The 18,240-nt window shown below is 64.8% G+C and carries 23 protein-coding genes (1 of these 23 cut by a window edge); 9 read left to right on the top strand and 14 right to left on the bottom strand.

The genetic code is table 11. The features are described 5' to 3' along the window. Positions 1–3: 3 nt before the first annotated feature. From EGH24_RS01035 to EGH24_RS01060, 6 genes are all read right to left on the bottom strand, one after another. Positions 4–378 carry a methylglyoxal synthase gene (locus tag EGH24_RS01035; RefSeq protein WP_142978315.1) on the bottom strand — a complete coding sequence of 125 codons (375 nt, stop codon included), beginning with the start codon at positions 376–378 and terminating at the stop codon, positions 4–6. Between the two features lie 71 nt (positions 379–449). Further along, positions 450–1,553 carry an aldo/keto reductase gene (locus EGH24_RS01040; RefSeq protein WP_142978316.1) on the bottom strand — a complete coding sequence of 368 codons (1,104 nt, stop codon included), beginning with the start codon at positions 1,551–1,553 and terminating at the stop codon, positions 450–452. A 77-nt stretch (positions 1,554–1,630) separates the two neighbouring features. Further along, positions 1,631–2,812: a DHH family phosphoesterase gene (locus EGH24_RS01045; RefSeq protein WP_142978317.1), complete on the bottom strand. Its 1,182-nt coding sequence runs from the start codon at positions 2,810–2,812 to the stop codon at positions 1,631–1,633. A 133-nt stretch (positions 2,813–2,945) separates the two neighbouring features. Next, positions 2,946–3,845 carry an SDR family oxidoreductase gene (locus EGH24_RS01050; RefSeq protein WP_142978318.1) on the bottom strand — a complete coding sequence of 300 codons (900 nt, stop codon included), beginning with the start codon at positions 3,843–3,845 and terminating at the stop codon, positions 2,946–2,948. Between the two features lies 1 nt (position 3,846). Beyond that, positions 3,847–4,278, bottom strand: coding sequence for a DUF5791 family protein (locus EGH24_RS01055; protein ID WP_142978319.1), 432 nt, complete (start codon positions 4,276–4,278; stop codon positions 3,847–3,849). Positions 4,279–4,403: 125 nt separating this feature from the next. Further along, positions 4,404–5,747, bottom strand: a complete 1,344-nt coding sequence (locus EGH24_RS01060) for an alkaline phosphatase family protein (RefSeq protein WP_142978320.1) — start codon at positions 5,745–5,747, stop codon at positions 4,404–4,406. Between the two features lie 141 nt (positions 5,748–5,888). Between EGH24_RS01060 and EGH24_RS01065 the strand changes: the two genes are divergently transcribed. Continuing rightward, positions 5,889–6,326, top strand: a complete 438-nt coding sequence (locus EGH24_RS01065) for a DUF5788 family protein (protein WP_142978321.1) — start codon at positions 5,889–5,891, stop codon at positions 6,324–6,326. Between the two features lie 54 nt (positions 6,327–6,380). Beyond that, positions 6,381–8,177, top strand: coding sequence for a helix-hairpin-helix domain-containing protein (locus EGH24_RS01070; protein ID WP_142978322.1), 1,797 nt, complete (start codon positions 6,381–6,383; stop codon positions 8,175–8,177). 12 nt (positions 8,178–8,189) lie between these two features. Here EGH24_RS01070 and EGH24_RS01075 read toward each other — a convergent pair whose 3' ends face one another. After that, positions 8,190–9,257, bottom strand: coding sequence for a DUF7139 domain-containing protein (locus EGH24_RS01075; protein ID WP_142978323.1), 1,068 nt, complete (start codon positions 9,255–9,257; stop codon positions 8,190–8,192). A gap of 132 nt (positions 9,258–9,389) precedes the next feature. Between EGH24_RS01075 and EGH24_RS01080 the strand changes: the two genes are divergently transcribed. Both EGH24_RS01080 and EGH24_RS01085 read left to right on the top strand, forming a co-directional pair. After that, positions 9,390–9,563: a protein translocase SEC61 complex subunit gamma gene (locus tag EGH24_RS01080; RefSeq protein ID WP_142978324.1), complete on the top strand. Its 174-nt coding sequence runs from the start codon at positions 9,390–9,392 to the stop codon at positions 9,561–9,563. Further along, on the top strand, positions 9,563–10,000 hold the full coding sequence (locus EGH24_RS01085) for a transcription elongation factor Spt5 (protein ID WP_142978325.1): 438 nt from the start codon (positions 9,563–9,565) through the stop codon (positions 9,998–10,000). Before EGH24_RS01080 ends, EGH24_RS01085 begins: the two co-directional genes overlap by 1 nt. A gap of 95 nt (positions 10,001–10,095) precedes the next feature. On the opposite strand, the gene EGH24_RS01090 is transcribed toward EGH24_RS01085, so the two are convergent. After that, positions 10,096–10,392: a DUF7565 family protein gene (locus tag EGH24_RS01090; protein ID WP_142978326.1), complete on the bottom strand. Its 297-nt coding sequence runs from the start codon at positions 10,390–10,392 to the stop codon at positions 10,096–10,098. A gap of 86 nt (positions 10,393–10,478) precedes the next feature. Between EGH24_RS01090 and EGH24_RS01095 the strand changes: the two genes are divergently transcribed. Continuing rightward, on the top strand, positions 10,479–11,267 hold the full coding sequence (locus EGH24_RS01095) for a PHP domain-containing protein (RefSeq protein ID WP_394348358.1): 789 nt from the start codon (positions 10,479–10,481) through the stop codon (positions 11,265–11,267). Between the two features lie 30 nt (positions 11,268–11,297). Here the strand turns inward: EGH24_RS01095 and EGH24_RS01100 are convergent, their stop codons facing one another. Next, a complete protein-coding gene (locus tag EGH24_RS01100) occupies positions 11,298–11,792 on the bottom strand; it encodes a metal-dependent hydrolase (RefSeq protein WP_142978328.1) in 495 nt (164 codons plus the stop codon). A gap of 154 nt (positions 11,793–11,946) precedes the next feature. On the opposite strand from EGH24_RS01100, the gene EGH24_RS01105 reads away from it, so the two are divergent. From EGH24_RS01105 to EGH24_RS01120, 4 genes are all read left to right on the top strand, one after another. Further along, positions 11,947–13,050, top strand: coding sequence for a pyridoxal phosphate-dependent aminotransferase (locus tag EGH24_RS01105; protein WP_142978329.1), 1,104 nt, complete (start codon positions 11,947–11,949; stop codon positions 13,048–13,050). A gap of 71 nt (positions 13,051–13,121) precedes the next feature. Next, the gene (locus EGH24_RS01110) at positions 13,122–14,297 is read left to right on the top strand and encodes an ArsA family ATPase (protein ID WP_142978330.1); all 1,176 of its coding nucleotides are present in this window, start codon (positions 13,122–13,124) and stop codon (positions 14,295–14,297) included. A 49-nt stretch (positions 14,298–14,346) separates the two neighbouring features. Continuing rightward, positions 14,347–14,727 carry a helix-turn-helix domain-containing protein gene (locus EGH24_RS01115; protein WP_142978331.1) on the top strand — a complete coding sequence of 127 codons (381 nt, stop codon included), beginning with the start codon at positions 14,347–14,349 and terminating at the stop codon, positions 14,725–14,727. Continuing rightward, positions 14,724–15,095: a type II toxin-antitoxin system PemK/MazF family toxin gene (locus tag EGH24_RS01120; protein ID WP_142978332.1), complete on the top strand. Its 372-nt coding sequence runs from the start codon at positions 14,724–14,726 to the stop codon at positions 15,093–15,095. The genes EGH24_RS01115 and EGH24_RS01120 overlap by 4 nt, the downstream gene beginning before the upstream one ends. Positions 15,096–15,109: 14 nt before the next feature. Here the strand turns inward: EGH24_RS01120 and EGH24_RS01125 are convergent, their stop codons facing one another. From EGH24_RS01125 to EGH24_RS01140, 5 genes are all read right to left on the bottom strand, one after another. Beyond that, complete coding sequence (locus tag EGH24_RS01125; RefSeq protein ID WP_142978333.1) at positions 15,110–15,934, bottom strand: SDR family oxidoreductase; 825 nt, start codon at positions 15,932–15,934, stop codon at positions 15,110–15,112. Positions 15,935–15,996: 62 nt separating this feature from the next. Further along, positions 15,997–16,806: an endonuclease V gene (locus EGH24_RS01130; protein ID WP_142978334.1), complete on the bottom strand. Its 810-nt coding sequence runs from the start codon at positions 16,804–16,806 to the stop codon at positions 15,997–15,999. A 2-nt stretch (positions 16,807–16,808) separates the two neighbouring features. Continuing rightward, positions 16,809–17,729 (bottom strand): rhomboid family intramembrane serine protease, encoded by a 921-nt coding sequence (locus EGH24_RS01135; RefSeq protein ID WP_142978335.1) that lies wholly within the window; start codon positions 17,727–17,729, stop codon positions 16,809–16,811. A 120-nt stretch (positions 17,730–17,849) separates the two neighbouring features. Continuing rightward, positions 17,850–17,978, bottom strand: coding sequence for a hypothetical protein (locus EGH24_RS15740; protein WP_281284918.1), 129 nt, complete (start codon positions 17,976–17,978; stop codon positions 17,850–17,852). Between the two features lie 124 nt (positions 17,979–18,102). Then, on the bottom strand, positions 18,103–18,240 hold the final stretch of the coding sequence (locus EGH24_RS01140) for an inorganic diphosphatase (protein ID WP_142978336.1). The gene runs 393 nt beyond the window's last position; only the last 138 of its 531 coding nucleotides appear in the window; its start codon lies beyond the right edge, outside the window; its stop codon occupies positions 18,103–18,105.

Below are 18,240 nucleotides of genomic sequence, written 5' to 3' on the forward strand. Positions count from 1 at the left end.
ACCTCACTCCGCGGCGTCGAAGAGCCCTTCCAGTAGGAACCGCGCCGATGCGAGGTTCGTCGCCAGCGGGATGTCGTGGACATCACAGATCCGCAGCAGCGCGGACACGTCCGGCTCGTGCGGTTGGGCAGTCAGTGGGTCCCGCATGAATATCACGCCGTCGCAGGTTTTCTCGGCGATCTCGCCGCCGATCTGCATATCCCCGCCGAGCGGCCCCGACTCCTTGCGCTCGATGTCGAGATCAGTCGCCTCCATGAGTCGCTTGCCGGTCGTCCCCGTCGCCATCAACTCGGCGTCGGCCAGCCAGTCCTCATACTCCTGGGCGAACTCGATCAGGTCGTCCTTCTTCTCGTCGTGTGCGATCAGTGCTAATCGCATTGAGAACCGATGTGTCCGCCGGTGGCTTGAACTTTCCCCGTCGTCGCTTCGACGACCTGCTCGACGGGGACCTACTCGAAGATCGCGTCGAACGCGCTCGCCCCCAGCGGATCGAACGTCCCCGCGGCGATGTTTTCGGCGACGTGCGCCGACGAGGACATTCCGACCAGCGCGGTCGTCACGCCGGGCGCGCTTCGGGCGAAGTTGATCGCTCGCTGAGCAGTCGTATCGCCGGCCAACTCCGCGGCGATCGCCGGCGGGATCGAGTCGGCCAACGCGCCCTGCCCGAGGCTCGCGCTCGTGACGACGTGGAGACCCGCCGCGTGGGCGTATTCGAGCACGCTTACCGGGCCGTCGCCGTCGCTGCCGGGCGGGGCTGGCTGCGCAGCGAGGGTGAACGCGTCGGCCATCTCGATGTTGAACGGGAGTTGGATCGCTTTGAGGCAGTGGTCGTCGACACCGACTGCGTCAGCCGCACGCTCGGCGCGATCAAGGACGGTCGCCAGCGAGAGGTACTGTTCGGCCGATTCAGGCACCCGGAAGGCCTCCCACGTCGCCAGCCCGTAACAGCCGATATCGCCAGCGGCGCGGCGGCGTTCCAGCAGTTCGAACGTCGCTTCGAGGCTGTCGTAGACCGCTTCTGGGTCACGGTCGAGTAGCTGCGTTTCGGGGTTGTGAACGTAGTAGCAGTCGATCGTCTCGACGCCGAGGTTCGACAGCGAGCGGTCGAGCAGGTGATCGATGACGCCCGCCTCGATGCTGTGGCTGCCGCGAACGAGATGATCGGTGTCGACAATGCCGGGCTCGACGTACTGCTCGTGGATGTATCGGCCCGGCTCGGCAGGTCGCTCGCCGTCGAAGGGGAGAAACCCGCCCTTCGTGGCGAGGACGACTGACTCGCGGTCGATATCGCTGTCGGCGAGTGCGTCGCCGACGACGCGCTCGCCGCGCTGACAGCGGTAGTTGATCGCGGTATCGACCATGTTGATGCCGCCGTCGAGCGCGGCCGTGATCGCCGCGCGGTAGTCGTCGTCGACGGCGTCGGTCGGCTCGCCGAGGTAGGTGCCGATTCCGATCGATGAACAGACGCCCGGCGGGAACCGCCGGAAGTAGGTCCGACCGAAGCTGTCGCCGAAGCGGTCCCGGTAGCCCCACGTGCCGGATTCGGTCGCCATGGGGTCGCTATCGGGGCGCGGCGAATAAGACTGCGGGTCGCACGCGAAAGAAAGGGTGCGGCGGGTGACTGGCGCCGTTACACGTCGCCGGAGAGCGACGCGAAGATGCGATCGACCAACTGGTCGCGGGCGATCTCGGGGCGATCGGTCGGCTCGCCACCGTCCGAAAGCTGGCGTTGCGGGGAGATCTGGCCGCCGCCCATGCGCGCGTGACCGCCCGCACTCGCGTTCGGGATATCCTCGGTCGCCTGCTCCAGCGCCCGGCCCATGTGGACGCGGTCATCGCGGGAGCGACCCGAGATGTGGATCGTCCCCTGTCGCTCGCCGCAGACGACGACCGCGGTGATCCCCTCAAGGCGGATGATCTCGTCGGCGGCCTGCGGGATCGCGTCGGCGTTGGTGACGGTGCCGACATCAGAGACGGCGAAGGAGCCCTTCGTCTGCCGACCGGCGATCGCTCTGGCTTTGACTTCCAGCACTTCGGCGTCGACTTCGGGGTTGGCGATGCGATCGAGTCGGTCCTCGTCGACACCGGGATAGAGGTAGGAGGCCGCCTCGAAATCCGCGGCCGTCGCGCCGACGGTCAGATTGCGTGTATCCGAGAGAATGCCGTAGAGTAAGCCGGTCGCCGACTCCGAGGAGAGCACGCGGTCGGCCCCGGTTTCGCTTGCGTGTTGGTCGGCGGCGACCGGGACCGCACCGATATCCCGGAAATATTCGGCGACGATACTCGAACAGGAGCCGTAATCGGTTCGCACGTCGGTGAACAGTTCGCCCGTGCCGTCGCCGGGATGGTGATCGACGACCGCCGCCGGGAGTACCCCCTCACAGCCATCGAACCCGCGCGGCGTGTTGTGATCGACGAGGATCACGTTCTCGCAGGCGAGTTCGGTGACGTGATCGATCGGGTCGATATCGAGATCGAGGACAGTACGAAAGGCGCGGTTTTCCTGATGGCGGATCTGGCCGGGGTAGTTGACGGCGATGTCGGTGTCGTACTGCTCGCCGAGGTCGCTGATCGCCGTCGCCGCCGCCATCGCGTCGGGATCGGGGTTCGGATGCATGAGGACGACCGCTTCCTCCCAGTCTTCGAGCAGGGCGACGAACTCCTCGCCGCGTGTCGTCCGCAGCCACCAGTAGGCGACGACAGCGACGACGACGCCGAGGACAGTGAGAATGACCGCCAACAGGAGGGGTTGGGACTCGACGGCAGCCTGAATGGACGCCGCGATACTGCCCACGGCCGCGAACGGAGCCATACCTAGACCGTCCGACGCAATCGATAAGAATGTTCCCGTGAATTCGATGGACGATCACAACGGAATCAACGCGAGGTTGTGACCAGTTGGCGACAGCGACGGGTCGAGGAGTGACCACGTCGCGGCCGACGCCCTACGCGTCGGCAGCGAGATACGCGTCGATAGCGGCCCGGTAGCCCTCACGGAACGTCGGATAGGTGAACTCGTAGCCGAGGTCGCGGAGGTAGTCGTTCGAACACCGCTTGCTCGTTTTGACGCGACGACGACCCGCATCCGAGAGGTTGCCCTCAGCGAGGCGTTCTGCTTTCGTTCGCTTCAGCGGCGCGTCACGGCCGCACTGCTCGGCCAGCCAGTCGGCGAAGTCCCATTTGTCGGCCGGTTCGTCGTCGGTCACGAGAACGACCTCGTCGCGGGCGAGGTCTTCGGTGAGCAGGTAGGCGACCGCACCGGCGGCGTCGGCTTGGTGGACCATGTTGAGATAGCCCTCGGTGACCGGACCCTCCAGATACCGCTCCAGCCGGTAGCGATCCGGCCCATACAGGCCGGAAAACCGAGCGACGGTGCCGTCGATTCCGTGGGCGGCGGCGTCCTCGCGGGCGACGCGTTCGGCTTCGGCGAGCACCTCGGTTTTGTCGGTCGTCGGATCGAGCGGCGTCTCCTCATCGACCCACTCGCCGTCGTGATCGCCGTAGACGCCCGTACTTGAGGTATAGACGAGTCGGTCCGGCGACGACGCACGCGTGCCGTAGCTCTCGACGACATCGCTGAGCGCATCAACGTAGATCTCACGTGCCGCGTCGGCCCCGCGGCCACCCGAAGAAGCCGCGAAGACGAGCCAGTCGGCGTCCGGGAGGGCATCGATGTCGTCGCGGTCGGTGAGGTCGGCTTGGTGCGCGCTGAAGCCGGCGTCCTCGATTGCCTGACAGCCCGAATCGGAGCGGCGGACGCCGACGACCTCGTGGCCGGCGTCGGTAAGCTGGCGACCGAGTTCGATCCCGATGTAGCCACAGCCGAGGATGGCAACCGTCGCCATCTTACTCCTCCAGCCGTTGCTCGATGACCGACTGAATCGCAGCGAGTTCGGCCAGCGTCATATCGATGCGGCCCTCGATGGCCTGTTGGACTTCCTGTCCCGTGAGATCGACATCGAGATTGGCGGAAATGGCGTCAACGTCGAGGACGGCAGTCGTCATCCCCATCAGCAGGTGATCCCGGGTTTCGAGGACGATCGCCTCGGCGTCAGGGGCATCGTCGTCGAGAGCGGCGATGGCAGCCGCTTCGGTGAGCGTGAGGCCGGCGACGTCGCCGTCGACGACGGCCTCGATGGTGTCGCGGTCGAGATCGGTTTCGGCGACAGCGGTATCGACGCCGACGGTGTCGAGGACGGTCTGTAGGTGTGCTTCGTAGGCCGAGAGTAAGCCATCCGGCGACAGGTCGGCAGTCTCGTCAGCAACGGTATGGAGCATACCGTGGGTTTTCGTGTCGGCGACAAAACGCTTGCCGCTCGCCGCATGGAGTGTGCGGATGGTCGGTTTTGGCCGGAGTGAGAAAAGACGGGGTCGCAGACGGCGGGGCGGTGGGGAGTTGTAGCTTACAGCAGGCTCGCGCCGTCGAAGTCGGTGCGGTCGTAGTCCATCTCCATCAGATCGAGGATCGTGGGCGCGATGTCGTAGAGGTCGGCGTCCTCGATGGTCGCGTCGGGGTCGTCGATGAGCAGCGTCGCGTTGTCGAAGCTGTGCATCCCGTTGCGCGGGCCGGTGTCGAAGACATCGTCGTGGCCGCTGAATCCGGATTTCAAATCGAAGCCATGGTTCGGGATCGCCACGAGGTCGGCGGCGATGTCGTCGTGGTCGCCACGGAAGGCCTCCTCTTTCTCGACGACACGCTCACAGACCGGCCTGCCGTCGGGACCCTCCAAGTTTTCGAGCCGTTCCTTCAGGTCGGCGCGAACTTCCTCGTATTCGGATTCGGGGACGCTTCCGCGCGGTTCGCGGCCTTCGAGGTTGATGTAGAACCGCCCCGGAATGAGCGAGTAGGCGGTCGCGTCGTCGGCGATATCGCCGAGTTCGCTGTGGTCGTCGTCCTCGAAGGACAGCAGGCCCTCTTCCTGGAGCCACGCGTTGCAGTGAACCTCGTAATCGAGGCTGGTGAAGCCGTGATCGGAGGCGATCATCAGCGTCACGTCATCCGGCACCATCTCGCGGATGTTGCCGATGTACTCGTCGAGCTGTTCGTAGANCTCGANNAANNCCTCCTTGTNNTCNCCGTCGNNCTCGTAGTCGCCGAACAGGAAGTGGTTGACCCGGTCGGTCGTCATGAAGACGCCGAAGAAGAGGTCCCAGTCGTCNNCNGNNANGTAGTGCNNGAANGCNTCGTANCGCNGGTCGAGCGTCTTGTGGGCGTGATCCATGAACTCGCTTTTGTCGTCCTTGTGGCCGAGTTTGGCGTTCACGTCGATGATGTAGCCGCCCTCGTCCAGCGTCTGTGTCAACTCCTCGGGATGGCTGGCCTTCTCGACGCNCGGCGAGAGGAAGCCCGAGACCATCCGCTGGACGTCCCGCTGTGGCGGGAACGTGACGGGGACGTTCAGCACGGTGGCGTCGCGGCCGTCGTCGGCAACGCGGTCCCACAGCCGGGTCGCCTGCACGTCNCGGCCCATCGGNACGTANGTGTCGTAGGAGCCGACTTCGCGGTCCTGAAAGCCATACACACCCGTTTCGCCGGGGTTGACACCGGTCGTCAGGGCGGGCCAGCAGGCACTCGATTCCGGCGGGACGATGCTGTCGATCGCACCCGCCGAACCCTCCTCGGCGATGGCCGTGAGGTTCGGGAACCGGTCGCTGTGCTCCGAAAGCAGACTGAAAGGAACGCCGTCAATACCGATGAACGCGACACGCGGCGTTTTATCGCCACGTAGCCGTTCGAACAAACCCATACGCCCCCTACTGGCGAGTCCCATAAGAAGGTTCAGTTTCGTGGCGAGTTGCGAGGCTTTCTCTGACGCGTTCGCCACCCGAGCGTCGCGTACCACGTCGCAGCCGACGGATCGAAGTAGACCGATCTCCTACGGAGCGGCGTGCAGGAGTACCAGCGGAAACAGCTCCTCGAACGGATCGGCCGCGACGGGGCCACCGTCGGCGCGGAGCTACCCAACGCGATCGAGATCCAAGGCGAAACGCTGGACCTCAAGCAGTTCGTCTTCGAGATCAAACGCCGCGACACGGTCCCGCCCGGCGAGCGCGAGCGCGTCGAAACCGCCAAACGCAACCTCCGCCGGGAGCGTGTCGAGCGCGTCGAGTTGATCGAGAACAACGAAGTCAGCTACGAGGAAGGCGTCGATCAGGTCGACGCGATCGTCGGCATCGACCGCGCGCTCAACGCCCTCGATCAGTTGGAGCCGGTCGATCTCGAAGCCGAAGCGAAGCGGCAAGCCGCGGCGGACAAGAAACGCTGGACGAAGTTCCTCAAGAAAGCTCTTGGCCACGAGGACGACAACAGCCGAAACCGCCGGTGAGGCGTCACGACCACGAGCCCGGAGCTAAGTAGCCGGCTCTACAAGCCGTTCGCAATGAGCTACAACGACGAGGTCGCCCGCCTGCTCTTCGAGTTCGCCGACCGACTCGAAGCCGAGGGCGTCGAGTACAAGCCCAACGCCTACCGACGGGCCGCCGAAAACATCCAGGAGTATCCCGAACCCATCGACCAACTCGCGGCGACTGGCCAAGACGCAGTCGAGGAGATCGACCGCGTCGGCGACGCCATTGCCTCGAAAATCGTCGAATACTTCGAGACGGGCGAGATCAGCGAATTAGAGGACCTCCGGGAGTCGATGCCGGTCGATATGGCCGCGCTCACCAGCGTCGAAGGCGTCGGCCCGAAAACGGTCGGCAAACTCTACGACGCACTCGATATCACCGACCTCGACGAACTGGAGGCAGCCGCCGAGGCCGGCGAGATACAGGAAGTCTCGGGGTTCGGCGCGAAGACCGAGCAAAATATTCTCGACAACATCCCCTTCGCCCGCCAGAGCCAAAAGCGGGAACGACTCGGCGAGGCCCGCCCCGTCGCCGACGCGGTGACCGGCTACCTCGCTGAAAGCGGTGCCGTCGAACGTGTCGAGGTCGCCGGCTCGATCCGACGATGGAAAGACACCATCGGCGATATCGATGTCCTCGTCGCCAGCGACGACAGCGAGGCCGTCGTCGACGCCTTCACCGCGTGGGACGATGCCGACGACGTGATCGAAGCCGGCACGCACAAATCCAGTCTCCGGGCCGACAACGTCCGGGTCGACCTCCGGGTCGTCGTGCCCGACGAGTTCGGTGCGGCCCTCCAGTATTTCACCGGCAGCAAGGACCACAACGTGAAACTCCGCAACGTCGCCATCGAGCAGGGCTGCAAACTCAACGAGTACGGGCTGTTCGACGTGTCCGATCTCGACGACGCTGAGGGGACAGCGGCCGACTCGGTCGACGACAGCAACGAGACAACCGACACCGGCAGTCAGCGCGAGGGCGTCCGTCTCGGCGGCGAAACCGAGGCGGAGATGTACGAGGAACTCGGCATAGACTGGGTACCGCCGGAACTCCGCGAGGACACCGGCGAGATCGAGGCCGCCGCCGACGGCGACCTGCCGACACTCGTCGAGACCGACGACATTCGCGGCGACCTGCATACCCACTCCGAGTGGTCGGACGGCCGGTTTTCGATCAGCGAGATGGTCGCAGCCGCCGCGGAGCGGGGCTACGACTACCACAGTGTCACCGACCACGCATCGGGACCAGGAATCATCGAGGATATCGGGCTCACTGACGACGACCTCCGCGAGCAGATGGCCGCCGTCGACGACGTGCGCGCCGACGCCGCCATCGACGTGCTCCACGGCGTCGAGACCAACATCGACGCCGACGGCGCGCTGAGCACCGACGACGACCTACTGGCCGAACTTGATCTCGTCGTCGCCTCGCCACACAGCGCGCTCGGACAGGATACCGAGACGGCGACCTCGCGGCTCTGCCGGGCGGCCGAACACCCCGCCGTCGACATCATCGGTCATCCGACCGGCCGGATGATCAACAGCCGCCCCGGCCTCTCTGTGGATTTCACCGCCCTCGCCGAAACAGCCGCAGAGAACGGCACCGCGCTCGAAGTCAACGCGAACCCAGTCCGACTCGACCTTCACGGCGAGGCAGTGCGGGCGGTCGTCGGGGCTGGCGGGACGGTGGCGATCAACACCGACGCCCACAGCCCCGATAACTTCGAGTACGTCCGCTACGGCGTCCACACCGCGCGCCGTGGCTGGGCGGAGGGTGGCGACGTACTCAACACGAAGGACATCGACGGGTTAGAAGCGTTTCTGGAGTAACTTCGCGGTTCGCTAACTCCGCGGTTCCCACGACTCACAGGACTCCATGTCGTCCATGAGTTCGTCGTGGTAGGCGCAGTATGGCTGAATGCCGTTGTCGGTGCGGACGTATTTGAACTGGGCGCAACTGCCACAGTAGCGATCGATCGAGGACTCGTCGCTGCCGCCGGACTGTGAGCCGTTGGTCGCGCTTGGTTGTCCGCCGCTACCCCGACGGCTCGATTTCGGTGAGACCTGATCGACGCCGCCCTGCGAGGCTGTTGTCGTGTCCGTGGCTGAGGGCGTGGTCGATGTCGACGCTGACTGGCTACTCGTCGATGATCCCGTTTGCGTTGTCGTCGACGGTGTCGTCGGGTCCGTCGTTGATTGCGGCTGCGACGGGGTGTCGGTGCTTGGGGTCGAAAGCTGCTGGGTCGCCGCGCCGCCGTCGCTCGTGGCGGCTGCGGCACCGGCCGGCGACGACGCGCCGGGCGTGTTCGTCTGTGTCGCCACGTCGCCCTCGGGCTCGCTGCCGAAGAGGCCGACGCTGCCGAAGCTGCCGAAGCCGGAACTCTCGTCGCTCTCTACGGGCGGCGCGGTCATCTTCCTGATCTCCATCGTGACCGTTCCACCGGGGTCGTTGCGGGTTTTGAAGTTGGCGACGGCGGTGAACAGACACCAGAACGTCGTCAGCGTGCCGGCGAAGTAGACGCCCGCGGTCGGTAGCGTCAGGTTCGCGGCGTCGGTCGCACAGGTGTTGCCGATCCACTGACAGGGGTAGGCATGCGCGAACAGCGCGACACCGAACATGGCGACCGACGCGCCGATCAGTGCGGTCCCGCGGGTCGTCCGGGAGGCCGGGAGGATCGTGAAAATCCCGAGGAAGACCGCCGGGACGCCGATGCCGCCGAGGATGCCGGCGAGCCACCGCGCCTCGCCCAGCGAGACGCCGCGGGCAGTCAGTACGCCTGAGCCGGCGGCGACGATGCCCGCGACGACGAGGATCGACCCGAGCAGGAAGAGTGCGACACCGAGCACCAGCCGGTGGCGACTCCGCTCGGCGGCGACCGTGCCCGCGTAGGCGTCCGAGAGCGCAGTCATACGCGTGTCTATGGGGGCATCCTACAAAACAGTACGTCAGACGTTTGGCTGTCGCTGCGGCGTCGGGCCGCCGAGAGCGGGCGAGGCAGCATCAATAGATAAAAAAAGCCTCGTCTCCAATCCGTCGCTAACATGGATGTACCCTACGATCTCAACAGTTACGTTCGCGTGCTGAAACTGGCGAGCACGCCCTCGTGGAACGAGTTCTCCCAAGTCTCGAAAATTGCCGGTGCGGGAATCCTGCTGGTCGGCTTCATCGGCTTCGTCATCTTCGCCATCATGAGCTTCATCCCCGGTGGTGTCTGATGGGTATCTACGCTGTCAAAACAACCGCGAGTCAGGAGCGGACGGTCGCCGACATGATCGCTACCAAGGAGGAAGACGAGATCCACGCCGTCCTCTCACCCGATTCGCTGACGAGCTACGTGATGGTCGAAGCCGACGGCACAGCGGCCCTCGAACGGCTCTTCGATGAGATTCCGCATGCTCGATCGATCGTCCCCGGCGAGTCGGGTCTCGCTGAGGTCGAACANTTCCTCTCGCCGANNCCNGACGTCGANGGGATCGCNGAGGGNGACATCGTCGAACTCATCGCCGGNCCGTTCAAAGGCGAGAAGGCGCAGGTCCAGCGCATCGACGAGGGNAAAGANCAGGTGACNGTNGANCTNTACGAGGCGACNGTCCCGATCCCGGTGACGGTNCGTGGCGATCAGATTCGCGTGCTGGACAGCGAGGAGCGGTAGCTCCTCGGGCCGTGCGAACGGGTGCGAAGCACCCGTGAGCAGATACCGAATGAGCGATAGCAGCGCGGCGAAAAAGTCTATTCAAGCAGAAAGCGTCAGTTAACGGCGTCGAGGTCGGCAACGACGGATTCGAGGTCGGCCTCGGCTTCGATCTTTTCTTTGAGTTCTTCGCGTCGCCGCACGGCTTCGGAGTCGGCGTCGTAGGCGCGGACGTACTCCGCGCGGGTGTGTTCCTCGACGGCGTGCCGGATAGCGAAGTAGCCGTCGGGGACGATGGTGCCGCAGACCTGACACTCGTGTTTCGCGTGTTCCGTGGTCTGGTGGTGGATCAGCTCCTCGACCGCGTCGGTCTCGGTGCCACAGTCGTCGATCCCACAGTGCCACGGTGCCATATCCATATCTTGCTCGGCTGCCGTATAACGGTTGCTGTGATCGTGGCAGGAATCCAGCAAGGGGAGCGGGAAAACGTCATCCACTAATACGTCTAGTCGAATGTTTCCCCGTGACCGACGCCGAGGGGACCCGGATCGACCTCCATACCAAAGTCATCAGCGACAGCGTCATCGAACGCGCCAAGGAGCGCGGACTGGACGCCATCGTCTACGCGCCGCATTTCACGCGGCTCCCGCAGATCAAAACGGCCGCCGAGCAGTACAGTGATTCGGAGCTGCTCGTCATCCCGGCACGGGAGGTCTTCACCGGCGACTGGAAGAACCGCCGGCATCTACTGGCGATCGGCCTTGATGACCCGGTCGCGGATTTCATCACCTTCGAGGGGGCGATGGCCGAGTTCGAACGACAGGACGCCGCCGTGGTGATCCCCCACCCGGCGTTCATGAACGTCAGCCTCACCCACCCCGAAATCCGCGCCCACGCCGCTCGGCTCGACGCCGTCGAAACCTACTGCGCCAAGCTGTTTCCCTACCAGAACCGTCGCGGCCAGCGGATCGCCGCCGCGCTCGACCTGCCGGGCTTCGGCTCCTCGTACGCCCATCTCCCGGGGACGGTCGGCGAGGCATGGACGCGGTTCGACCGCGAAATCGACTCGACGGATGCCCTCGTCACCGCGCTCAGAGAGGGAGCCCCACGGCAGGCCGTCCACCGAAACGGGCTCGGCCACCGCGCCCGGCGGCTCCTCGAATACGGCCATCTCGGCTACGAGAACAGTTGGGAGAAAATCGATCGCCTGCTGCTGTCCTGCGACGAACCGACTCATCCGCGAAACCTCGTCTACGAGGGTCGGTTCAACGACGTGCGCGTCTATTGAGCCGCCAGCAATGAGTATTTTTGCGCCGAATTACAGCGGCATCGTGAGTCCCATCTCGGCTGCGACCGTCGTCGCTTCGGGATAGACGTAGAACAGCACCCCGGCGAAGACGCCGACTTCGAGGACGGTAACGAGGATCGTCACGAAGTCGGATTTGCTGCTGGAGACCGGAATCCCGAACGGGAGGTTGTACTCGTTTGACGATAGCGGGTAGAACAGCGCGATCCCGCGGGTGCTGCCGACGACATCGAGGATGTAATGCGTTGCAATCCCGATCCAGACGTAGTTGAGATTACCCGTGTAGATCGGCCACGCGGCGAAAATCCCCAAGACGAGGAGGTTATGCAGCGTCTTCCGGTGTTTGCCGAAGGCGGTGTCGACGTCCGGGAACAGCGCGCCCAGCGTCACCGGTAACAACAGTTCGACCATCGTCCGTGCCGTCTCGATCGTGCCCGCCGGCTCCAAGACGTATCCCAACCCGACGCTCAACAGGACGGCGTTGAGCACGTGCCCACGTTTGTTCATCAGTGGGTCAACACAGCCACGGTACGTGTATCTTTGTGATCGGCGCAGTCGCTGGCGACGCGGCCGCCAACAACAACGCCAGCGTCGACCGCGAGCGACGACATCGACAGCGAAGTGACGAAAGACACAGGGCAGCGGCGCGTCAGCCGTCGGTATGGAGTATCAGACGCCGAAGTTCTTCCACGTCATGCAGTACGCCGACGCCGCCGACGGCGACACCATCGACATGGTCAGCGGCAATCCCGACTGGGAACCGCCCGCGGCGATCCGTGAGGGGCTCCACGAGTACGCCGACGGCGACGCCGACGAGTTCCAGTACCCGCCGAGCGACGGGCTCCAGTCGCTCCGCGAGGAGATCGCCGCCCGGCGCAACGTCGACGCCGGCCGCGTGATCGTCACCAACGGCACCGGCGAGGCCAACTACCTCGGGATGGCCCGCGCGCTCGACAGCGACCGTGGCAACGAAGTCGTCCTCATCGATCCCGTCTACCCCTACTACCCCGGCAAGGCCTCGATGCTCGGCGGCGAGACCCGGCTGGTCGCCGCCGACCGCGACGGCAGCCTCGACACCGAAGCGACCTGCGAGGCCATCGGCGACGACACTGCCCTCGTCGTGCTCAATACGCCCAATAACCCGACCGGCGCGGTCTACGACCTCGATGCGATCGAGGCGGTCGTCGAGACCGCCGCCGACCACGACGCGCTCGTCGTCGTCGACGAGGTCTACGACCACTTCGATTTCACCGGCGACTTCGAGAGCGCGCTGACGCTCGACGCGGACAACGTCATCGTCACCAGCGGCGTCTCGAAGTCGATGGCGATCACCGGTTTTCGCGTCGGCTACGCAATCTTCCCGCCCGCCCTCATCGAATCCGCCAAAACCCGGCACATGCTCGTCAACGTGACCACCAGCCGACCGGCCCAGCAGGCCGTCTACGAAGCCTATCGTGAGACCGACCCCGACTACTACGCCGACGCCCGCGAGCGGCTCGAATCCAGGATCGAGACGTTCACCACCGCGCTCGACGCGGCCGGCGCGGAGTACACGAGGCCCGACGGCGCGTTCTACGTCCTCGCCCGCTTTGAGGACTTCCCGGGCACGATGGCGAACGTGAAGACGCTGATCGACGAGGCCGGCGTCGCGGGAATGCCGGGGGCGACGTTCGGGACCGCCCGCGAAGAGTGGATCCGGTTCGCCTTGGTCACGCCGCGCGTCGAGGCGGCGGCCGAGCGACTGGTCGACTATTTTGCTGACTGACAGCCGATCACCGTCGTCGACGACTATGCCCGACCGACGGCTACACAAGTCCACGCTGTCTGGAGGGGAATATGAGCGATATCGACGTCGAGGCGGTCGAGGAAGTCGACGACGAGGGCGACGGGACTGACGAGTCAGTAGCCGTTGACGCCGGTGGCGACGACACCGAAATCGAAGTCACGGCGACGACGACCGACCTCCCGGACGGCGTCGACGCCCCCGAGTACGTCCTCTACGGCGGCAAAGGCGGCGTCGGCAAGACGACGATGGCCGCCGCGACCGCGCTGTCGAGTGCGGCCGGCGGCGAGGCGACGCTGGTGGTCTCGACCGATCCGGCGCACTCGCTGTCCGACACCCTCGATACTGACATCCCAGCGCGACCGACGCGTATCCGCGAGGAGATCCCGCTGTGGGCCGCCGAGATCGACCCCGACGCCGCGATGGAAGACGGCATCTTCGGCGCGGACGGCGAGCCGATGGGCGGGATGGGCGATCTCGGCGACCAGCTCGGCCCGATGGGCGACATGCTCGGCGGCATGGGCGAGGGCGACGATGACGACGCCGGCCTCGGCGTGATGATGGGCATGGGCGGTTCGATGCCCGGTGCCGACGAGGCCGCAGCGATGCGGCAACTGCTGGAATACCTCGACGATCCACGGTTCGACCGCGTTATCGTCGATACCGCCCCGACCGGCCACACGCTGCGCTTGCTCCAACTGCCCGAGATCATGGACTCGATGGTCGGCCGCGTGATGAGCATCCGACAGCGCATGAGCGGGATGGTCGACGGCCTCAAGGGAATGTTCGGCGGCGGGGACGACGATCCCGACCCCTCGGCCGACCTCGACGAACTCCGCGAGCGGATCGAACGCCTGCGGGCCGTCCTGCGCGACCCCGATCAGACGGATTTCCGGGTCGTGATGATCCCCGAGGAGATGAGCGTCGTCGAGTCCGAACGGCTCGTCGACCGCCTCGGCGAGTTCGGGATTCCGGTGCAAACGCTGGTCGTCAACCGCGTCATGGAGAGTGTCGACGACATCACCGACGCCGAGATCGATCCCGAATGGATCGTCACGCCGAACCTCGAAGACTGCGAGTTCTGCCAGCGACGCTGGCAGGTCCAGCAGGACGCGCTGCAGGCGGCGACTGATCTCTTCCGGAATCGAACGGTCAAGCGCGTGCCGCTGCTCGCCGATGAAGTCCGCGGCGAGGGCGCATTGCGGGTCGTAGCGGCCTGTCTGCGGTAGTTGGCGCGGCCAAAGTTATTTGCGTTACGTCGCGCTACATACTGATACAATGGCGATCCCGAAAGACGAGTTCGACCGGCTCAAGAGCCGCGACGACGACCTCGCAGTCTACGAGCAGGGGACGAATGCCCACACGATCCTCCAGTTCCTTGCGACCCACTCCGAACAGGCCTTTCCGCCGAAAGAGATCGCTGCCGAAACCGGGATTCCACCGGGCAGCGTCCGCGGCACGCTCTCGCGGCTCGCGGAGACCGGCCTCCTCGAACACGTCGACAAATACTGGTCGATCAACGAGGCCGAACTCGCCACGCGTCGGGCCGCACTCGTGAGCCAGCAGGCAATCGACACCGACCAGTACGGCGGCTACGACCGCGAGGCGGAAGCCGACAACGCCGAACTACCGCCGGATCGAGAGCCACGCAAGGAATGACCCGCGGCCAACTCCCGAACCGCATCCGACGTGGCGATGTCGTCTGGGTCGAAGACCCGTTCGGCTTCGACGCGAGCGACGGAACAGACGATCCCGACGACCACCCTTACGTGATCATCAGTACGGACGCCCACCCGTTCCACGGCACCGAGTATCTCGCCATGCTCATCACGACGACGGAGCGAGACGAGGCTATCGGCGTGCAGGATACGGACTGGGAATACGGCTCGCTCTCGAAGCCGTCGTATATTTCGCCGTGGACAGTCGTGACGGTGAAAGATTCAGCTCTGTTCGGCTATCAGGGGCAATTAGAACCGATCGTCGTCGATACGGCTGTCGAACAATTGCCGCCCTACGTCGGACTGTAGCCGAAAACGCCGCATTAGCTCAGTCGCTGTAGCAACGACCACACCGCATCACGCGCGCTATCGGGAACAAACCGAGCCAAGACGGCAGCCGACGCGGCTTTGCCGACCGGAATCCGGGCCGGCGGTTTGGTCGAACTTGCCGCGTCAACGATATCCTCGGCGACGCGTTCCGGTTCGACCGAACCGGGGCCGTCGCCGCCGATGGCTTGGGTGTCGTCGAACATCGTGTAGAACTCCTCGTAGGCACCCGAGCGGTCGATCCCGTCGACTTCGTCTTCGGCGCGCTCGGTGAAGCCAGTCTTGACCGGGCCGGGTTCGATGACGACGACATCGATGTCGAAGGGTTCGACCTCCGCCCGCAGCGCGTCGGACATCCCTTCGACCGCGAACTTCGAGCCGCAGTAGACGCCGCCGCCAGGGAACGAAACACGGCCGGCGACCGAGGAGATGTTGATGATCGTGCCGTCCTCCTCGCGGCGCATGTGCGGCAGGACGGCCTTGATGAGGCGGTGGGGGCCGTAGACGTTGACCTCGTACTGCTGTTCGACCTGGTCCATCGGCACGTCCTCGACCGGGCCGAACTGGCCGTAGCCGGCGTTGTTGACGAGACAGGAGATGACGCCGTGCTCGTCGAAGATGCGGTCGACGACGCGGTCGATGTCGTCCTGCTCGGTTACGTCGAGCCGGGCAGTCTCACAGCCGGCGTCGGCCAGCGTCTCGATGTCCGCCGGATCGCGGGCGGTCGCGTAGACCGTCCAGCCCTCGTCGGCGAAGGCCAGCGCCGTCGCCCGCCCGATCCCCGATGAACAGCCGGTGATGAGTACCGTCTTCGGTTGCACATGTTCACGTTGCTGCCGGGGGTGTTAATTATGCGGCATCTTCCCGGAGCGACCGCGGTCGCTTACGACAATTCGGCTTTGATTTCGTCGGCATAGCTGTCGGCCAGCCGCGTCGGCTCGGGGAGTTTGTAACCGTCACACAGAGCGGCGACGAGGTCGACAGTCGTCTCGGCGGCGACGCGGTGGCCCGGACTGATGTACAGCGGATTGATGTGGCGGTTCGACGACTCGTACTGCCGCGACTGGTAGGCGTGGCCGATGACCGTGCCGTCGGCGCAGTCGACCGCGTCGGCGGCCTCGATTGGCGTTCGCCAGCCAGCGGGCCGCCCATCGACCGACTCGCGGGGCGTCCCACAGAGCAGGTTCTTGGCGATCCCGATACTCGGCGTGTCGAAAACGACGCCGAGATGCGTCGCCAGTCCGGCCTGCCGGTAATGGATTCGTCCGCTGCCGTCGAAACACAGCAGGTCGGGCTCGCAGTCGAGCGTCGCCAGCGCGGCGGCGATGGGGCCACCCTCGCGGAACGCCAGCAACCCCGGAATGTAGGGAATCGATAGCTCGCGGACGGCGTGAGTTCGTTCGACAACTTCGCCGACCTGCAGCACGACGACCGCGCTGATCGCCCGATCATCGAGGAAGGCTTGATCGACGCCAGCGACGAGCGGGGCGTCAGCAGCTGCATCGCTGTTGGGATCACTGGCAGCAGTAGTCAATTGTTGCTGCGACGGCTCCGAAGAAATCTGCACCGCGGCGGGGTCGAATGCGAAGCGATCCTCGAAAACGGCGTTGTCGGCGATCTCTCGCTGAAGTGATTCTATCTCTTCGCGCGACAGCGACGCATCCGGCAGAAATTCGGCGTGAACGGGCTCCACGGTTAGAACCGTCCGCGGCCGGGGCCACCGGGACCGCCCGGCCCACCCGGGCCGCCGCCGAACTGGAGTTGGTTCGGCAGCCGAACCTCGCCTTTGAGCTGGCGGCCGTACCACAGGCCGATCACGAGGCCGGCGAGGTGAGCGAAGTGGGCGACGTTGCCCATGCCAGCCGAGCCCGCTGTCTCCGGACTAATGAAGAACAGCACCGAGAGGATCGCAAAGCCGAACGTCAGAATGTACAGCGGCAGCGGGATAACGAAGAACAGCAGGACCTTCATTTTCGGTTTGAGGACGGTGAGGACGCCCATGATGGCGAAGACGGCTCCGCTGGCACCGAGGACGCGGGAAGATTCACCGAGTGCCAACGAGACGCCGACGTGGCCGAGGCCGGCGAGGGCACCCGACACCAGAAACAGCAGGGCGAATTTCTTCGAGCCGGCATAGCGTTCGACCAGCGGACCGAAGAAGAACAGCGCGATGCTGTTGGCCGCGAGGTGGTAGAGGCTACCGTGAGAGAAGATCGAGGTGAGCCACGTCCAGACGTATTCGGGATGAGCGGTCGAGAGCGTGAACAGCGAGACATAGGCGTCGAAGCCGATGAACAGCCCGACGAGCTGTTGCAGCAGGAAGGTAATCCACATTAGCCCGAGGAACGCGTAGGCGACGTTGCCGCGGAAGTAGCCCAGCGGGCCGCCGGTGCTGCTCACTTTACTGAACAGTTGTTGGACCCTCGATGTGCCACCCGGATTATCGACCGAGTCGTCGAACCCGCTGTCGAAGACGCCGTCGGGGTCGTTCCAGTCGCCCAACCCCGGACAGTCGTGGTTTTCGGGCAGCCGGTGGTCCGCACAGAAGGTCTGGCCACACCGTCGGCACTGGTATGGCATGTTTTCGTCGGCACCACACTCGTCGCAGTGAGCCATTAGCAGTCCCTTACAGGGGCGGCATAAAATGGGTTTGCCTCTCGTTGGCTGCAGCAGGGAGTAGCAACGTCGATCACAACAGACAACAGCGACGACAAGCCGGCGACACCGAGCCGACAGTCACGTCTCGTCGTCGGCCTCGTCGGAGTCGTCGCCCGGCGTCGGCTGGTCGGTCGCTGCCGCCGACTCGAAGTTGGTCGGGACGACCGTGAGGTGCTGGATGCCGAGGGAGCTGTTTTTCGCGCTCATTGTACATGGTTCTTCACGTCCTGCGTACTAATAATTACCCATACGCATAACACATCGGTGACGACGCTGGTATGCGTCTCAGGCATACGTATGCGTCACAGGCCTAAAAACAGCGACCGCGTCGTCAGAACTTCTCGTCGTAGAGTTCTTGGCTGTGTTCGATCGCGTCGAGGGCGGTCTGTTTGTCCTCCCAGCCGAGCGTTTCGGCCGCTTTGCCCTCTTCGAGGTTTTTGTAGGTGTTGAAGAACTCCGAGACCTCNNC

Origin of the sequence: Halonotius terrestris, assembly GCF_006861665.1 — an archaeon.
GTDB classification, from domain to species: domain Archaea; phylum Halobacteriota; class Halobacteria; order Halobacteriales; family Haloferacaceae; genus Halonotius; species Halonotius terrestris.

What these genes read in the sequence shown, in the direction of transcription:
- EGH24_RS01045 (WP_142978317.1), bottom strand. Translation starts at nt 2,812, where the DNA reads ATGGCTCCGTTCGCGGCCGTGGGCAGTATCGCGGCGTCCATTCAGGCT.
- EGH24_RS01135 (WP_142978335.1), bottom strand. Translation starts at nt 17,729, where the DNA reads ATGGCTCACTGCGACGAGTGTGGTGCCGACGAAAACATGCCATACCAG.
- EGH24_RS01075 (WP_142978323.1), bottom strand. Translation starts at nt 9,257, where the DNA reads ATGACTGCGCTCTCGGACGCCTACGCGGGCACGGTCGCCGCCGAGCGG.
- EGH24_RS01090 (WP_142978326.1), bottom strand. Translation starts at nt 10,392, where the DNA reads ATGGCACCGTGGCACTGTGGGATCGACGACTGTGGCACCGAGACCGAC.
- EGH24_RS01100 (WP_142978328.1), bottom strand. Translation starts at nt 11,792, where the DNA reads ATGAACAAACGTGGGCACGTGCTCAACGCCGTCCTGTTGAGCGTCGGG.
- EGH24_RS01055 (WP_142978319.1), bottom strand. Translation starts at nt 4,278, where the DNA reads ATGCTCCATACCGTTGCTGACGAGACTGCCGACCTGTCGCCGGATGGC.
- EGH24_RS15740 (WP_281284918.1), bottom strand. Translation starts at nt 17,978, where the DNA reads ATGAGCGCGAAAAACAGCTCCCTCGGCATCCAGCACCTCACGGTCGTC.
- EGH24_RS01040 (WP_142978316.1), bottom strand. Translation starts at nt 1,553, where the DNA reads ATGGCGACCGAATCCGGCACGTGGGGCTACCGGGACCGCTTCGGCGAC.
- EGH24_RS01120 (WP_142978332.1), top strand. Translation starts at nt 14,724, where the DNA reads ATGACCCGCGGCCAACTCCCGAACCGCATCCGACGTGGCGATGTCGTC.
- EGH24_RS01110 (WP_142978330.1), top strand. Translation starts at nt 13,122, where the DNA reads ATGAGCGATATCGACGTCGAGGCGGTCGAGGAAGTCGACGACGAGGGC.
- EGH24_RS01050 (WP_142978318.1), bottom strand. Translation starts at nt 3,845, where the DNA reads ATGGCGACGGTTGCCATCCTCGGCTGTGGCTACATCGGGATCGAACTC.
- EGH24_RS01115 (WP_142978331.1), top strand. Translation starts at nt 14,347, where the DNA reads ATGGCGATCCCGAAAGACGAGTTCGACCGGCTCAAGAGCCGCGACGAC.
- EGH24_RS01070 (WP_142978322.1), top strand. Translation starts at nt 6,381, where the DNA reads ATGAGCTACAACGACGAGGTCGCCCGCCTGCTCTTCGAGTTCGCCGAC.
- EGH24_RS01035 (WP_142978315.1), bottom strand. Translation starts at nt 378, where the DNA reads ATGCGATTAGCACTGATCGCACACGACGAGAAGAAGGACGACCTGATC.
- EGH24_RS01105 (WP_142978329.1), top strand. Translation starts at nt 11,947, where the DNA reads ATGGAGTATCAGACGCCGAAGTTCTTCCACGTCATGCAGTACGCCGAC.
- EGH24_RS01080 (WP_142978324.1), top strand. Translation starts at nt 9,390, where the DNA reads ATGGATGTACCCTACGATCTCAACAGTTACGTTCGCGTGCTGAAACTG.